Here is a 15,695-nt window from a genome sequence, read left to right as displayed (position 1 = left end):
CAAATGCTGTGAGAATAGAGGGGTCTCTACACTAAAAACTGTAGTCACCAAGGTAGGCTCGGTAGTAGAAACATCTAGTCCATATCACTAGATATATACAGCATTTAATCGTTTGCGCGGATTGTAAGGATTGAGATTAAAACTTCAACAAATTTTGTCCAGATCACATAAAAAAGTGAAGATGACGAGCCATTGCAGTTATACAAAGATCCTTGAAAAGATCATTCGCTGATAAATAACGATCAAGCCAGTTGTTCTCAATCATCTAAATATGCTACTCTTCGCCTCCATTTTTCTGACCTAATTTTCACCAGTTGCACCTATTAGTTTTACTAGTTATTCCTTTATAGACGCAACCACCGGAACAAAAATTAGGTCAGTGCTATCTTTTATAGTGTCGGTTTATCGCCTTCACTCAATCCAACCAACAGTGGAAATATACAGATGGGCATAGGTACTCTTTACATCGTATCTGCACCTAGTGGCGCAGGTAAATCGAGCTTGATCTCAGCAATGCTGGAAACCAATCCAACCTACGCAATGAAGGTATCTGTTTCACACACCACTCGCGGTATGCGCCCTGGTGAAGAGAATGGTGTTCACTACCACTTCGTAGAGAAACATCACTTTGAAGACCTGATTAAGAAAGGTGAGTTCCTAGAGTACGCTGAAGTATTCGGCAACTACTACGGCACTTCACGTGTTTGGATTGAAGAAAACCTAAACCGCGGTATCGATGTATTCCTAGATATCGACTGGCAAGGTGCTCGTCAGATCCGTGAACAAATGCCTCAAGCGAAGAGTGTCTTCATTCTTCCACCATCAAATGGTGAGCTAGAGCGTCGTTTAAATGTTCGCGGTCAAGATAGCGACGAAGTTATTGCGAAACGCATGAGCGAAGCAAAATCTGAGATTTCTCACTATGCAGAATACGATTATGTGATCGTGAATGATGACTTTGATGCAGCCTTAATGGACTTCAGAGCAATCATTCGTGCGGAGCGCTTAAAAGAAGATAAGCAAGCAGCTAAATACAGCGGCATGCTTACAGCACTACTAGCGGAATAATCTCTGATACCAATCGTAGTAAACAACTGGTCATTCTAGCTTGCTAAAAAGCCTGATAACGTCGTTATAATTTTTGATTGTAGGGTCACTACTTATCGAAACTCTTTGTCGATTAGAGCTGCCTTGTTCTCAAGCCTTTTTCCGGCGCTTTTTATGATCACTTATTTACTGTGATGGGTATAACTGGATTTTCCATTGAGATAAGTATACGGTGAGCTAGAAAGTCTCTAGTTAAACTTGTATACTTTCTCGTCATATAAAATTTATTAGTTAATTACTATTTGGAGTCCTCATGGCACGCGTAACTGTTCAAGACGCTGTTGAAAAAGTTGGCAACCGTTTCGACCTAGTTCTTATTTCGGCTCGCCGCGCACGTCAAATGCAAACTGGCGGCAAAGATTCACTAGTGCCTGAAGAAAACGATAAGCCGACGGTTATCGCTCTTCGCGAAATCGAAGAAGGTCTTATCACTAAAGACGTACTAGATGCTCGTGAGCGTCAAGAGCAACAAGAGCAAGAAGCGGCTGAACTTGCAGCAGTAAGCAGCATCGCTCACACTCGCTGATAGAATCAACGTCATTCGAACTAATTAACCTTCCGGGCCTTTAATTTGTATCTATTCGATAGCCTCAAAGACGTTGCCCAAGAATACCTAACAGAGCCTCAAATTGAGGCTCTGCGTCAATCTTATGTGGTAGCGAGAAATGCCCATGAAGGGCAAACCCGTTCAACGGGTGAACCATACATAATCCATCCTGTTGCTGTTTCAAGAATCCTGGCAGAAATGCGTCTGGATATCGAAACTCTGCAAGCCGCACTACTCCACGATGTAATTGAAGATACTGAAGTTACAAAAGAGGAGCTAGAAGCTCAATTCGGCAATACCGTTGCTGAACTGGTTGATGGTGTATCTAAGCTGGATAAGCTTAAATTTCGTGATCGCAAAGAAGCGCAAGCAGAGAACTTCCGTAAGATGGTTCTCGCCATGGTGCAAGACATCCGCGTTATCTTGATCAAATTAGCTGACCGTACTCACAACATGCGCACGCTTGGGGCACTTCGTCCTGACAAAAAGCGTCGTATTGCTCGTGAAACTTTAGAGATCTATTCTCCGCTAGCTCACCGTCTTGGTATTCATAACATCAAGACCGAACTAGAAGAGTTGGGCTTCGAAGCCCTCTACCCTAACCGTTATCGCGTACTCAGAAATGTAGTGAAAGCTGCGCGTGGTAACCGTAAGGAAATGATCCAACGTATCCATAGCGAAATTGAAGGCCGTCTTGAAGAAGTCGGTTTGTCTGCTCGCGTCGTAGGTCGTGAAAAGAACTTGTTCTCCATCTATAACAAGATGAAAACCAAAGAACAGCGCTTTCACACCATTATGGACATCTACGCTTTCCGCGTAGTGGTTGACACCCCAGACACTTGTTATCGCGCACTTGGCCAGGCTCACAGCTTGTACAAGCCACGTCCGGGCCGCATGAAAGATTACATTGCGGTACCAAAAGCCAACGGCTACCAATCTCTTCATACGTCAATGATCGGCCCTCACGGGGTACCTGTAGAGGTTCAGATCCGTACCGAAGATATGGAGCAAATGGCCGATAAAGGCGTCGCGGCGCACTGGTCTTACAAAGGCAGTGGCTCACGCAGTAGCAATGGGACAACTGCACAGGTTAAAGCACAGCGTTGGATGCAGAGCTTACTTGAACTGCAACAAAGCGCAGGTAACTCATTCGAATTCATTGAAAACGTTAAATCTGATCTGTTCCCAGATGAGATCTTCGTGTTCACGCCGAAAGGTCGCATCGTCGAACTTCCTGCGGGTGCAACAGCGGTCGATTTTGCTTACGCGGTACATACCGATGTGGGCAACATGTGTGTAGGTGCTCGTGTCGACATGAACCCTTACCCACTCAGTAAATCGCTGAAGAATGGTCAAACCATTGAGATCATCAGTGCTCCGGGCGCACGTCCGAATGCTGCATGGCTCAACTACGTGGTGACCTCACGCGCTCGTACTAAGATCCGTCAGGTTCTGAAGACAATGCGCCGTGAAGAGTCGATTACCCTAGGCCGTCGTCTACTGAATCACGCACTTGGTGAGCACTCTATTGCCGATATCGGCCAAGAGAACCTCGAGCATGTATTGTCTGACTTACGCCTAGAAAGTGTTGAAGACTTGCTAGCATCGATTGGTCTTGGCGAGCTGATGAGTATCGTCATTGCTCGTCGCCTACTGGGTGATGCTGACGAACTGACTGAAGTGAAAAACAACAGCGATGCGCCTAGGAAGAAACTAGCTATCCGCGGAGCTGAAGGTCTACTACTGACTTTTGCAAATTGTTGTCACCCGATCCCAGGCGATCACATCATTGCTCATGTATCTCCAGGTCGTGGCCTTGTGGTTCACCGCGAAACGTGTCCAAACGTTCGTGGCTACCAAAAAGAACCAGACAAATACATGGCGGTAGAATGGTCTGACGATTACGATCAAGAGTTCACAGCTGAACTTCAGATCGACATCCAGAACCACCAAGGTGCACTGGCAGAGTTAACGAACGTTATCTCGAAAACGGGCTCAAACATTCACGGTATTTCAACCGAAGAACGTGATGGACGCCTGTACACAGTGACTATCTTGCTGACGACCAAAGATCGTGTTCATCTTGCAAGTATTATGAAAAAGCTACGTGTGATGCCACACGCGCTGAAAGTAAAACGTCGTAAGAACTGATCTAAAAGCAGATAAATAAAGCAGATGAGAGATACGAGTCTCGAGATGCGAAGAGCAAAAGCTTTTCACCACCTCAACTCTTCGTATTTCGAGTCTGCTTTAATTTTTTGTACTGCCCTGTTTTCTGTGTCCCCCTTTAGTACCCCGTTTACTCGTATCCCGAACCTGCTCTAATCTTTTCGTATCTCGTTCACTCTCATCCCTCATCTGCTTCTAAGCTTTACCCTGTACAAAAATCCAGTAAAATGCTTGAATAGATTATCTCTCTTACGTTTATGAGCCTTGTTATGTCACAGCTTTTATCTGCTATCCCTCTCAACTCTTTATCTGGAGTCGGCGCTAAAGTCGCAGAGAAACTAGAGAAGGTTGGGCTTAACAATGTACAAGACCTGCTATTTCACCTGCCTTTGCGCTATGAAGATCGAACGCGTATCTATCCCATCGTAAAACTGCATGCTGGTTTATGGGCAGCAGTGCAAGGCAAGGTAATGCACGTCGATACCATTTTCGGTAAACGTAAGATGCTCGCAGTAAAGATCAGTGATGGTAATGGCACCATCACCCTACGTTTTTTCAACTTCACTGCAGGCATGAAGAATAACTTTGCTGAAGGCAAACAAGTGCATGCTTATGGTGAGATCAAGCGCGGTAATATGGGGCTTGAGATCGTCCACCCTGACTACAAATTCTTTGCGCCGAGGCAACAGCCAGACGTTGAAGCCAATCTGACTCCGGTGTACCCAACCACCGAAGGGCTAAGACAAGTCACGCTGCGTAATCTTACCGATCAAGCTTTAGAGTTAATCGACAAGGCCGCAGTTAACGAGCTTCTCCCATCCGGTTTATACGACCACCAAATAACACTCGCGCAAGCACTGCATACCATTCACAGGCCTCCGCCGGGCATTGACCTAGAGCTGTTTGATGAAGGTAAACACCCTGCGCAGCTACGCCTGATTATGGAAGAGCTACTGGCTCAAAACCTATCGATGCTGTCTGTTCGTAGTAAAGGGCAGCAAGACAAAGCGATGCCTTTCCCTCCAGTAAACACCCTCAAAGATAAGTTGTTAGCTCAACTTCCGTTTTCACCAACCAATGCTCAAGTAAGGGTGACTAAAGAGATCGAAGCCGACCTTGAAAAGCCACACCCTATGATGCGTTTAGTACAGGGTGATGTAGGTTCAGGTAAAACCTTAGTCGCCGCACTGGCAGCCGTTCGCGCACTCGAACATGGTCAGCAAGTGGCACTGATGGCACCAACCGAGCTATTGGCAGAACAGCACGCGATTAACTTTGCTAACTGGTTTGAGGCGATGGGCATTCAAGTCGGTTGGCTGGCAGGTAAACTCAAAGGTAAGGCTCGTGAAACTGAACTAACACGTATTGCCAGCGGCGAAGCGCAAATGGTGGTCGGTACTCATGCGCTATTCCAAGAACATGTCGAGTTCAAAAACCTTGGCTTAGTGATCATTGATGAGCAACACCGATTTGGCGTCCACCAGCGATTAGAACTGCGTGAGAAAGGCGCAAAGCAAGGCTACTACCCCCATCAGTTGGTCATGACCGCCACCCCAATCCCACGAACGTTAGCAATGACGGCCTATGCCGACCTCGAAACTTCGATTATTGATGAACTGCCACCGGGACGAACACCAATTCAAACCGTAGCGATTCCTGATACCAAGCGCGATGACATTGTTGAACGTGTGAAAAATGCGTGTCTCAATGAAGGCAAACAAGCCTACTGGGTGTGTACGCTGATTGATGAATCGGAAGTACTGGAAGCTCAAGCTGCAGCTGATACCGCAGAAGAGCTACAACGCAAACTGCCTGACGTAAAAATTGGTTTAGTCCATGGCCGTATGAAACCCGCCGAGAAACAGGCGGTGATGCGAGAGTTCAAAGAGAACAAGCTGCATCTATTGGTTGCGACAACCGTGATTGAAGTCGGTGTGGATGTACCGAATTCGAGCTTAATGATCATCGAGAACCCAGAACGTCTTGGCCTAGCGCAACTGCACCAACTGCGGGGCCGTGTTGGCCGAGGTTCGGTCGCAAGTCATTGTGTATTGTTGTATCACTCACCGCTGTCTAAAACCGCTCAGAAACGCTTAGGTGTGCTACGTGAAAGTAACGATGGCTTTGTGATTGCACAGCGCGACTTAGAAATCCGTGGCCCCGGTGAATTGCTCGGTACCAAACAAACTGGCTTGGCTGATTTCAAGATCGCCGATCTAATTCGTGACCAACGTTTAATCCCAGAAGTGCAGCGTATTGCTCGTCATATTCACGATAGCTACCCAGACAATGCCAAGGCGATCATTAACCGTTGGTTGGGTGAACGCGATGTTTACTCTAAGGCGTAGTTAACATTAAGGCATAGTTAACACTGAGACCACATTCAAACGTAAATAAGGCTTCCTCAAGGAAGCCTTTTTAGTGTGCGTTACTTTCATCAAGCAAGAGCGAGATTCCCTATTCGCTCGTTCCTCACGATAGGGAATGACGATCAAAGTAAACTTTCATCATCAAAGTCCATGGTTAGCAATTTGTCATCCCCGAGAGGGAAGAATGACCGAGTCGGGGATCTCTTAACAGTTCCCCGAACCGAACTTATCGTCATCACACGGACCGATGATAACTAGGGCTTCACAGGGAAACTGATCTGCGCTTTTAAGCCACCTTCACTACGATTATTAACCACTACCGCGCCTTGGTGCTGACTGACAATACGTTTCACAATCGCCAAGCCTAAACCGGTACCTTCACTGCCACGAGCGGTGTCACCACGCGTGAACGGTTCAAACAATTTACCGACTTGGTCTTGCGGGATCCCAGGGCCATTATCTTCAACGGTCACCCAAGCCAATTTATTATCAGCCGTCATGCCAGTCGATACCTTGACCCAACCATTGCCATAGCGCAGCGCATTCACCACCAAGTTACTCACGGCACGCTTCATCGCGATCGGGTTACCTAGCGCAGGCTTCATCGATTCTGGAATATCGGTTTCAATTTGTACCTCGTAGCCACCTTCTGAGCTAGAAACTTCTCGGGCAATATCATCGACAAATACCTCTTGGAATGAATCTCGATCAACGGGCTTTAGGTAATCCATAAACTGGCTGATGATCTCATTACACTCTTCGGTATCACTGATGATCCCTTCCGCTAAATAGCTATCTTCTGGCGACATCATCTCGGTCGCTAAGCGAATACGCGTTAACGGAGTACGTAAATCATGACTGATACCTGCCATCAACAAAGCGCGATCTTCTTCGAGTTCTTGGATACCTTTCGACATCTGATTAAAGGCTCGAGTTACCGAGCGGATCTCTTGCGCACCTTGCACTGGCAATGGTGGTGGAATATCGCCACGCCCCACACCTTGGGCGGCTTTCTCTAGCGCTATCAAAGGCCGGTTTTGCAAGCGAATGAACAGCCAGCCACCTGCGACAATCAACATCGCCATGATCAGGCTGTTACGGAACAGAGGCGCAAAGTCTTCTTCTTGCAGCTCAGACAGAGGAATACGAATCAAGGAGTTAGGCAGCTGCGCGATGTCCATCCACAACACGTAGCTCTCTTTGCCTAGAATCAGCCGTACTTCGGTTTCAGAGCCCAACTCTTTGGTCATCTCCTCACTCATCAGATCGATTGCTACTGCATGGTAATACTCACCCGCAGCTTCGCTGTCCTTGGCGTGAACCGTCACTCCGAGCTGCTCAAGCACACGTTGACGCAGTGGCGCATCAATCTCGATATCACTGCCTTGATCCAAGACGAGGTTTAGCTCGTGAGCCAGAATCTTATTAAACTGCTGCAAACTCGGCATCAATGCATAGTTAAACACCGCGTAATAAGAAAAGATTTGGCTAGCAACCAACAAGGTTAAAAAGAGCACTATCGACTGAGTAAAGGAGCTACGTATGCGCATAGAAGACCTAAAGTGAGGGATGATAAAGGGATATAGTGGGAACTATAGCTGTAAACCCTTGTGCTGAATACAAAACGGGCCATCACATATTAATGAGATGACCCGTAAGATTCACAGAATCGGTAAAGCAGCTATAGAGCTTATAAAGCTGGATTACACAGCTTTGCCATCTGGAACGAATACATAACCCAAGCCCCATACCGTTTGGATGTAACGAGGTTTACTTGGATCTTCTTCAACTAGACGACGCAGACGTGAAATCTGAACATCGATAGAACGCTCCATCGCTGAATATTCACGGCCACGAGCCATGTTCATCAGCTTATCGCGAGACATTGGCTCACGAGCATTCGTCACCAATGACTTAAGTACCGCAAATTCACCTGAGGTCAGAGGCATTGGCTCTTCACCACGGAACATTTCACGTGTACCTAGGTTCAAGCGGAACTCACCAAAGGCAACCACAGATTCTTCCGTACTTGGCGCTCCCGGAGCTTCAATCACTTGGCGGCGCATTACCGCTTTGATACGAGCAAGCAGTTCACGCGGGTTAAATGGTTTTGGCAGGTAATCATCAGCACCCACTTCCAAGCCCACAATGCGATCCACTTCATCACCCTTTGCCGTCAACATAAGGATAGGCAGCGAGTTGTTTGCGTTTCGTAGACGACGACAGATCGATAGACCATCTTCGCCCGGCAACATTAAATCCAATACCATCAAGTGAAAATTTTCACGGGTTAACAGGCGGTCCATCTGCTCACTGTTTGCCACGCTACGCACTTGAAAGCCTTGCTCTGACAGATAGCGTTCTAGTAATGCACGTAGACGAGCATCGTCATCGACCACTAAAATTTTGTAGTTTTCTTGCATGTAATGGTTCCACCTATTAAAGCTCAAACCTAAGGTTAAGCATTCTTGGTAAATTGTATATTGGTATAAGACATTAAAAATGTAACATTATTGGAGAAAAAGTCGCCTAAATAATTGTTAACGTATGTTGCCTTTCTATATATTCTATCTTAGAACATCATTTCATTAAGTCAGATTTATGAAAACCAAACTGATCACCCGAGAAGGTTATAACAAGCTCAAAGCAGAACATGACCACTTATGGCACGAGAAGCGTCCAGAAATCACTAAGATAGTCACTTGGGCAGCAAGCCTTGGAGATCGTTCAGAAAACGCAGACTACACGTTCAATAAGCGTTTGCTTCGTCAGATTGATCGCCGAGTGCGTTTCTTACGCAAGTTCCTGCCTGATGTCACGATCGTGGACTACTCACCGCAACAAGAAGGTAAGGTATTTTTCGGTGCTTGGGTCGAGATTGAGAATGATGATGGGGAAATGAAGAAGTTTCGTATTGTCGGCCCTGAAGAGATCTACGGCGATGCGAAAGGTTATATCTCTATCGACTCGCCAATGGCTAGAGCTCTGCTGAAGAAGGAAGTGGATGATGAGTTTACGGTAACCACACCGGAAGGCGATAAAGAGTGGTTCATTAACTCGATTCGCTACGCAGACGACGCATAAAGCTTATGGCTTATGGCTTATGGCTTATGGCTTAGCGTGATTAACCGGCCATCACAGGTCGAGCAGACAAACCCAAACTCCAGATAAAAGAAAACCCCGCTAGGCTTGCGCCTGGCGGGGTTAAGTCTCTATCGCAGCAATCCGGCTACTGTTTATCTCTTCGAGATAAGGTGCTCCCTGCATCTGTCCTTGATAGTGGCTAAATCCTTTAACCAATTTCCTTTTTGTTCATCGCCATCCTAGCGGTGTCCATTCTAGCCTGTCATCCTGACTGGCGAATCTCATCCAGAGATTATTACTTCCTTGCTGACCACTCATCCTAAGTAATCAAATCTTCATCCTGAAGATACCTAGTCCATTAGGCTTTTTCCTGTTCCTGCCAACTCCCTGTCGACAAGTTAAATATTACGGTATTTGGGCGAGTTTCCTAGATAGTCCCAAAAAACATTTCGAGTGAGAAATACGCCCTAAAACACCACGTGATTAAAAATCAACAACTTACAGTTAAATTAAGACATATTGACAGGTTTAAGGTGACTTAGGCTTACATCACGTGTGAGAGATCTCGCACAAAGCGGATATCACAAACGGAAATTCGACTTCTGACACGATAATTACACAGCCAAAGCTAGAAAAAGCGTACGCTCACCCCCATGTATTTGTCATGATATTAAATAAGAGATTCATCGGATGAGCCAAGCTATCTGTCGACTGATTGCTGAAGAACTGAATGTTCGTTCAGAGCAAGTCACCGCCGCAGTCAACCTAATTGACGACGGTAACACTGTTCCCTTTATTGCCCGCTACCGTAAAGAAGTCACGGGTGGCTTAGACGATACCCAGCTACGTAACCTTGATAGCCGCCTTTCTTATCTTCGCGAACTAGACGATCGCCGCCAAACGATCCTGAAGTCTATTCAAGACCAAGGCAAGCTCACGCCAGAACTGGAGCGTGACATCACTCAAGCCGACAGCAAGACGCGCCTAGAAGATTTATACCTGCCATACAAACCAAAGCGTCGTACCAAAGGTCAAATCGCGATTGAAGCAGGCTTAGAGCCACTCGCCGATACACTTTGGAATGAACCACAACACGATCCTGAAACCGAAGCCGCTAACTTCATCAGCAGCGATAAAGGCATTGTTGATACTAAAGCCGCGCTAGATGGTGCACGTGCTATCGTGATGGAGCGTATTGCAGAAGACGCAAATCTACTTGAAAAGATTCGCCAACATCTCACGCGTAACTCAGAACTCGTTTCACGTGTCGTGACGGGCAAAGAACAAGCTGGCGAGAAATTCAAAGATTACTTCGAACACAACGAAACACTCAATAAAGTACCTTCACACCGTGCGCTTGCGATGTTGCGAGGCCGAAATGAAGGCTTCCTAACGCTGGCAATGAATGCTGACCCTGAGCAAGAAGAAGGTGTACGTGGTTCTTACTGCGAGAACATCATCTCTGATCACTACGGTATTACCCTGAGCAGCGCACCTGCAGATGCATGGCGTAAGCAAGTGATTAGCTGGGCGTGGCGTATCAAGGTTTCTATGCACATGGAAACTGAGCTAATGGGCGCGATGAAAGAACGCGGTGAAATCGAAGCGATTGAAGTGTTCGCAACCAACCTTAAAGACTTGTTGATGGCGGCGCCTGCTGGCCCTCGAGCAACCTTAGGCTTGGACCCAGGTTTACGTACCGGTTCAAAAATCGCCATTGTAGATTCAACCGGTAAGGTTCTGGCAACAGAGACCATTTACCCTCACCCACCACAGAAGCAATACGACAAATCTGCACACGTGGTTGAGCAGATGGTTCGCCAATACAATGTTGATTTGATTGCGATTGGTAATGGTACGGCTTCACGCGAAACAGACAGCTTTGTTGCTGATGTGATTAAACGCGGCAACCTAACAGCACAAAAGATTATTGTCAGCGAAGCGGGTGCATCAGTTTATTCCGCGTCTGAGTTAGCGGCGAAAGAATTCCCGAACATGGATGTATCGATTCGTGGTGCAGTGTCTATTGCTCGTCGTCTGCAAGATCCACTGGCAGAGCTAGTGAAAATTGACCCTAAATCGATCGGTGTGGGCCAATACCAACACGACGTGAGCCAAACTATGCTCGCTAAGCGCCTAGATGCGATTGTCGAAGACTGTGTAAACGCGGTTGGTGTTGATGTGAATACGGCTTCTGCCGCACTGTTAACTCGTGTTGCTGGCCTTTCTAACACCATCGCCCAGAACATCGTGGACTTCCGTGATGAAAACGGTCGCTTCGAAGCGCGTACAACACTCAAAAAAGTCGCTCGTTTAGGGCCAAAAGCGTTTGAACAGTGTGCGGGTTTCCTAAGAATCATGGATGGTAAGAATCCACTAGACGCATCTTCGGTTCACCCAGAAGCTTACCCATTGGTGAAAGCCATCGCCGAGAAAAACCACAAAGACATCAAGTCTCTGGTAGGTAATACAGACTTCTTACGTGGTTTACATGCGGTTGATTACACCAATGAGAACTTCGGTGTACCTACGGTAACCGACATCATTAAAGAGCTGGATAAGCCGGGTCGAGATCCCCGTCCTGAATTCAAGACAGCAACCTTCGCCGATGGCGTAAATAGCATGTCTGACCTAGAACCCGGCATGATCTTAGAAGGTGTGGTTTCAAACGTAGCTAACTTTGGCGCCTTCGTTGACATTGGTGTTCACCAAGACGGTTTAGTGCATATATCAGCGCTAACCGATCGTTTTGTCTCTGATCCTCATGAAGTCGTGAAAACGGGGGAAATCGTCAAAGTGAAGGTGATGGAAGTGGATGTTCAACGCAAACGTATTGCGCTAAGCATGCGTATGAAAGATGAACCCGGCCAAGACAACCGCGCACAACGTTCAAGTGCACCTCGCACGCAAAACCGCCCGAATCAAAATTCGCAAGGTGGACAACGCCGCCGTGAAGAACCGCAACAAAACGCGGCGATGGGTGGTGCTTTTGCCGCTGCCTTTGCTAAAGCGAAGAAATAATAGGTCAATGAAACGACTGCGTGTCGTGAAATAAATAGCCTGTAAAAACAGAAAACCTGCATCCCTTAGGGTATGCAGGTTTTTATTATGTGTTCAAAAAAGACATCGAAGCTGAGCTGTATTCTACGTATTTTATACTCGAAATAATTGGGGTTGCAGCTAGGCAACAAGTAAGTTCATCCCTATGAGCATAGGGGTTCTATGTAATTAGGGTGAACTTACGCAGTTAACAACGCTGCGGCTTCAAGTATGAAGAGTATAATTACAACACAATCAGCATTTCTGATGGAGCATGAGGCGCAACAGCATGACCATAATGGTATTTTATGACCTTACGTCGTTTCTCCATCTGTCCCTCCTGGATCGCCGCATCTAAAACATGCTTTGGCAGGCGGAAACGCATGGTATAGCCTTTTCCTTGGTCAGCACTGTATGTCTTCAGTGCCAACAAGCTGAATAACCTATCAAAAGGATCTTGAGGCTCTTCATGGCTAATCGAATTGGCTTCTGACTCATTATCCATTTCATAACCAGGATGGTCTGAAGGATCCCAAGCCGACTGCTGCCTTCGTTTATCGTCCGGTTTTACCTTTCGTTCTGCATTGGTTTTTGCCAATGCTACTGCGGGAGCGACAGGCTCTCGAACTCTATTATCACGCGCAACTTGCTCTGTTTGCACATTAACGGATGGGGCGATCAGTGGCACACTTACTGCAGTTGCAGGTGACACAATCATCGCGAACTCTCCTCAAGAATCGCCCATCACTATTGCCATAACACTGCTGTGCTGAGTTACATAACAGGCATAGCCCAAAACTTACCGCAATCAGCTCAGGAGAGAGTGAGGTCTGAGTATCATGCAACGCTTTGGTTAGGTTATATATCGACCAAGCCAGCGATAAATTTAGCGATTATTTTTGGGCGAAGCTGACCAGTTCACTGCAAAAGGCATCCGCTTCAGTCATAAAAGGCGCGTGTGAAGACTGCGTGAAGATGTATTGCTCGGTATGAGGTATGGCTTTGTCCAAATATTTTGCAACCTTGATTGGCACAAGCCCATCTAATCGACCGTATAAACGCAGCATAGGCACAGAGATCTGTGGCAGTTGTTCACGGAGGTCGACATCAGACAGCATCTTTAAACCAGCCAATAATGAATCAGGATTTGGTAATGGGCGCGACAACACCGCTTGCTTGAGTTGTTTGACATCTTGTCTTGCTGAAGGGCTACCCATGGCCTGCAGTGCCATAAAGCGTTCGATGGTGGTTTGGAAGTCTTCAACCAGCTGCTCGGTGAATGCGCTTAATACGTTTGGCTGGATGCCTCGCCATAAAACCGGTTCTTTTGCGGCGGCGAATTTAGGAGAACTGGCGACAGTCACCAATTTGCTTACATAATCTGAGTGATGGAGAGCCATGTGCGTCGCGACCAACCCACCGAGTGACCAACCAACCCAAATCGCTTGCTTGGGAGCGTCGGCCAATAGTTGTTGAGCAATCTCTTCAAGATCTTGAGCGTGGCAGTGCGCGCTGTGTCCATACCCAGGAAGGTCAACAACATGCACTCGGAAGTCAGCTTCTAAAGCAGTAACCGTTTGCTGCCATACGGCACCATTCATACCCCAACCGTGAACCAGAACTAAATCAGGCCCTTGCCCAGAAACATGCCAATACAACGCGTCACTCATTCTCAATATTCCCTACTTTTTTCATCGGCGATTATCTGTGCTTTTCAGTATGGTGAGTAAAAGGAACACCATAACCCAAAAGCATCACGAGCTATGTTATCTGATTGGCTACAAAAACACACACCACGTCTGGTCACACCTCAATGCCATCTGTGCAAGCTAGATAAGTCGCACAGCGATGCTCACCCTCGATGGTGTGATTCTTGTCTTAATCTCTTTGAGTCAGTTCCTCGCTGCCAACGATGTGGCTTGAAAACACTGACGATCGTCGAACAGTGTGGTCAATGCTTATCTCAACCTCCACCTTGGCATCGTCTCTATTGCGTTGGGGACTACACCTTTCCAACAGCACGTTACATTCAACAAATGAAGTACGCCGATAAGTTTTGGTTTGCACGCGATCTGTCAAAGTTATTGGCTTCACGTATCGAGCACCCTGCTCCGCTGATCACCAGCGTACCTCTGCATTGGCGTCGATATATTCATCGTGGCTTTAATCAAAGTCAGCTGCTTGCTAATTACACAGCTCAAGAACTTGGTGTTAAAGATGAGGTGCTGTTCCGTCGAATTCGCTCAACCGCTTCTCAGCAAGGGCTAACTAAATCCGCACGATTACACAATCTAAAGAGTGCTTTTACGCTTCGAAAACAAGACTTTCAAGGAACTGTCCCTTCTCACGTCGCGATAATTGATGATGTTGTAACCACCGGCAGTACTGTGTATCAATTATGCCAATTACTACTTGAAGTAGGCGTGAAAAGGATTGATATTTACTGCATCTGCCGCACTCCTGAGCCCTCTGGATAAAAGCTGTGAATCGCTACTTGTACAGCAATCCAACAAAAAAGGGCTGAATTACAAATCTGACAGGAGTAGAATGGCGCTAATAACCTACAAATCTACTCAGGTATTCGTCGTGTCAAATATTACTATTACAGAAACCGCTCAAACTCATTTTGCCAATCTGCTGTCACAGCAGCCTGAAGGTACAAACATTCGTGTGTTCGTGGTAAACCCAGGTACGCAAAACGCTGAGTGTGGTGTTTCTTACTGCCCAACAGATGCTATCGAAGCGTCTGACACAAAGCTTTCTTTTGAAGCTTTCTCTGCGTACGTAGATGAGCTAAGCCTACCATTCCTAGATGAAGCTGAAATTGACTTCGTTACAGACAAAATGGGCTCTCAACTTACACTTAAAGCACCAAACGCGAAGATGCGTAAAGTATCAGACGATGCAACGTTGATCGAACGTGTTGAGTATGCAATCCAAACACAAGTGAACCCACAGCTTGCTGGCCACGGTGGTCACGTTAGCCTAGTAGAGATAACTGAAGAAGGTGCTGCTATCGTTGCATTTGGCGGCGGTTGTAACGGTTGTTCTATGGTTGATGTAACGCTTAAAGAAGGCATCGAGAAAGAACTTCTTCAACAATTCGAAGGTGAATTGACTGCCGTTCGTGATGCAACTGAACACGATCGCGGTGAGCACTCTTACTACTAAGCTCTTTTACGACTAAGCACTCATACAGTCTTAGCCAGTAGAAAGTTAAAGATTCAATAAAAAGGTTGATGCGCAAGCATCAACCTTTTTTTGTGTTTAAAACAGCAGAGTACTTTTGAACCGTCTATTTCTCGTTCAATGCCAATAATGACGGGCGGGTTACCATTTGGAGTAAGGTATTCAAGTGATCGCAATCGGTTCCTGATTCA

Annotated in this window: 12 protein-coding genes and 1 riboswitch; of the genes, 8 read left to right on the top strand and 4 right to left on the bottom strand. The window is 46.6% G+C overall.

Annotation, left to right across the window (positions count from 1 at the left end; all coding sequences use genetic code 11):
- Nucleotides 1–21: 21 nt before the first annotated feature.
- A riboswitch (purine riboswitch) is annotated at nucleotides 22–121 on the bottom strand.
- 323 nt (nucleotides 122–444) lie between these two features.
- From gmk to recG, 4 genes are all read left to right on the top strand, one after another.
- A complete protein-coding gene (gene gmk / locus OCU90_RS00600; RefSeq protein WP_004735650.1) occupies nucleotides 445–1,068 on the top strand; it encodes a guanylate kinase in 624 nt (207 codons plus the stop codon).
- A 292-nt stretch (nucleotides 1,069–1,360) separates the two neighbouring features.
- Nucleotides 1,361–1,633, top strand: coding sequence for a DNA-directed RNA polymerase subunit omega (gene rpoZ, locus OCU90_RS00595; RefSeq protein ID WP_004735648.1), 273 nt, complete (start codon nucleotides 1,361–1,363; stop codon nucleotides 1,631–1,633).
- A gap of 45 nt (nucleotides 1,634–1,678) precedes the next feature.
- Complete coding sequence (spoT, locus tag OCU90_RS00590) at nucleotides 1,679–3,805, top strand: bifunctional GTP diphosphokinase/guanosine-3',5'-bis pyrophosphate 3'-pyrophosphohydrolase (protein ID WP_004735646.1); 2,127 nt, start codon at nucleotides 1,679–1,681, stop codon at nucleotides 3,803–3,805.
- 287 nt (nucleotides 3,806–4,092) lie between these two features.
- Nucleotides 4,093–6,171, top strand: coding sequence for an ATP-dependent DNA helicase RecG (gene recG / locus OCU90_RS00585; protein WP_029405087.1), 2,079 nt, complete (start codon nucleotides 4,093–4,095; stop codon nucleotides 6,169–6,171).
- 275 nt (nucleotides 6,172–6,446) lie between these two features.
- Here the strand turns inward: recG and envZ are convergent, their stop codons facing one another.
- Both envZ and ompR read right to left on the bottom strand, forming a co-directional pair.
- On the bottom strand, nucleotides 6,447–7,742 hold the full coding sequence (gene envZ / locus OCU90_RS00580; RefSeq protein WP_017080818.1) for a two-component system sensor histidine kinase EnvZ: 1,296 nt from the start codon (nucleotides 7,740–7,742) through the stop codon (nucleotides 6,447–6,449).
- 153 nt (nucleotides 7,743–7,895) lie between these two features.
- Entirely contained in the window at nucleotides 7,896–8,615 is a 720-nt protein-coding gene (gene ompR / locus OCU90_RS00575; protein ID WP_004735642.1) for an osmolarity response regulator transcription factor OmpR, read from the bottom strand.
- A gap of 178 nt (nucleotides 8,616–8,793) precedes the next feature.
- Between ompR and greB the strand changes: the two genes are divergently transcribed.
- Entirely contained in the window at nucleotides 8,794–9,276 is a 483-nt protein-coding gene (gene greB / locus OCU90_RS00570) for a transcription elongation factor GreB (protein ID WP_017079316.1), read from the top strand.
- Between the two features lie 690 nt (nucleotides 9,277–9,966).
- On the top strand, nucleotides 9,967–12,297 hold the full coding sequence (locus OCU90_RS00565) for a Tex family protein (RefSeq protein ID WP_061023695.1): 2,331 nt from the start codon (nucleotides 9,967–9,969) through the stop codon (nucleotides 12,295–12,297).
- A gap of 262 nt (nucleotides 12,298–12,559) precedes the next feature.
- On the opposite strand, the gene OCU90_RS00560 is transcribed toward OCU90_RS00565, so the two are convergent.
- On the bottom strand, nucleotides 12,560–13,033 hold the full coding sequence (locus OCU90_RS00560) for a hypothetical protein (RefSeq protein WP_017107878.1): 474 nt from the start codon (nucleotides 13,031–13,033) through the stop codon (nucleotides 12,560–12,562).
- 175 nt (nucleotides 13,034–13,208) lie between these two features.
- Nucleotides 13,209–13,985, bottom strand: coding sequence for a pimeloyl-ACP methyl ester esterase BioH (gene bioH, locus OCU90_RS00555; RefSeq protein ID WP_061023693.1), 777 nt, complete (start codon nucleotides 13,983–13,985; stop codon nucleotides 13,209–13,211).
- Nucleotides 13,986–14,078: 93 nt separating this feature from the next.
- Here bioH and OCU90_RS26075 point away from each other — a divergent pair, with 93 nt between their 5' ends.
- Nucleotides 14,079–14,792, top strand: coding sequence for a ComF family protein (locus tag OCU90_RS26075; protein WP_169798675.1), 714 nt, complete (start codon nucleotides 14,079–14,081; stop codon nucleotides 14,790–14,792).
- A gap of 109 nt (nucleotides 14,793–14,901) precedes the next feature.
- Nucleotides 14,902–15,486: a Fe-S biogenesis protein NfuA gene (gene nfuA, locus OCU90_RS00545; protein ID WP_009848013.1), complete on the top strand. Its 585-nt coding sequence runs from the start codon at nucleotides 14,902–14,904 to the stop codon at nucleotides 15,484–15,486.
- The last annotated feature ends 209 nt before the right edge of the window (nucleotides 15,487–15,695 follow it).

This window comes from Vibrio splendidus, from assembly GCF_024347615.1.
Classification (GTDB): Bacteria; Pseudomonadota; Gammaproteobacteria; order Enterobacterales; family Vibrionaceae; genus Vibrio; species Vibrio splendidus.
The sequence above is the reverse complement of the archived record's forward strand: the minus strand, read 5'-3'. Positions and strand labels throughout refer to the sequence as shown.

Bases quoted from the DNA above. Each gene is read 5' to 3' on its own strand.
- gmk (WP_004735650.1), top strand. From the start codon at position 445: ATGGGCATAGGTACTCTTTACATCGTATCTGCACCTAGTGGCGCAGGT.
- rpoZ (WP_004735648.1), top strand. From the start codon at position 1,361: ATGGCACGCGTAACTGTTCAAGACGCTGTTGAAAAAGTTGGCAACCGT.
- recG (WP_029405087.1), top strand. From the start codon at position 4,093: ATGTCACAGCTTTTATCTGCTATCCCTCTCAACTCTTTATCTGGAGTC.
- envZ (WP_017080818.1), bottom strand. From the start codon at position 7,742: ATGCGCATACGTAGCTCCTTTACTCAGTCGATAGTGCTCTTTTTAACC.
- ompR (WP_004735642.1), bottom strand. From the start codon at position 8,615: ATGCAAGAAAACTACAAAATTTTAGTGGTCGATGACGATGCTCGTCTA.
- greB (WP_017079316.1), top strand. From the start codon at position 8,794: ATGAAAACCAAACTGATCACCCGAGAAGGTTATAACAAGCTCAAAGCA.
- OCU90_RS00565 (WP_061023695.1), top strand. From the start codon at position 9,967: ATGAGCCAAGCTATCTGTCGACTGATTGCTGAAGAACTGAATGTTCGT.
- OCU90_RS00560 (WP_017107878.1), bottom strand. From the start codon at position 13,033: ATGATTGTGTCACCTGCAACTGCAGTAAGTGTGCCACTGATCGCCCCA.
- bioH (WP_061023693.1), bottom strand. From the start codon at position 13,985: ATGAGTGACGCGTTGTATTGGCATGTTTCTGGGCAAGGGCCTGATTTA.
- OCU90_RS26075 (WP_169798675.1), top strand. From the start codon at position 14,079: ATGTTATCTGATTGGCTACAAAAACACACACCACGTCTGGTCACACCT.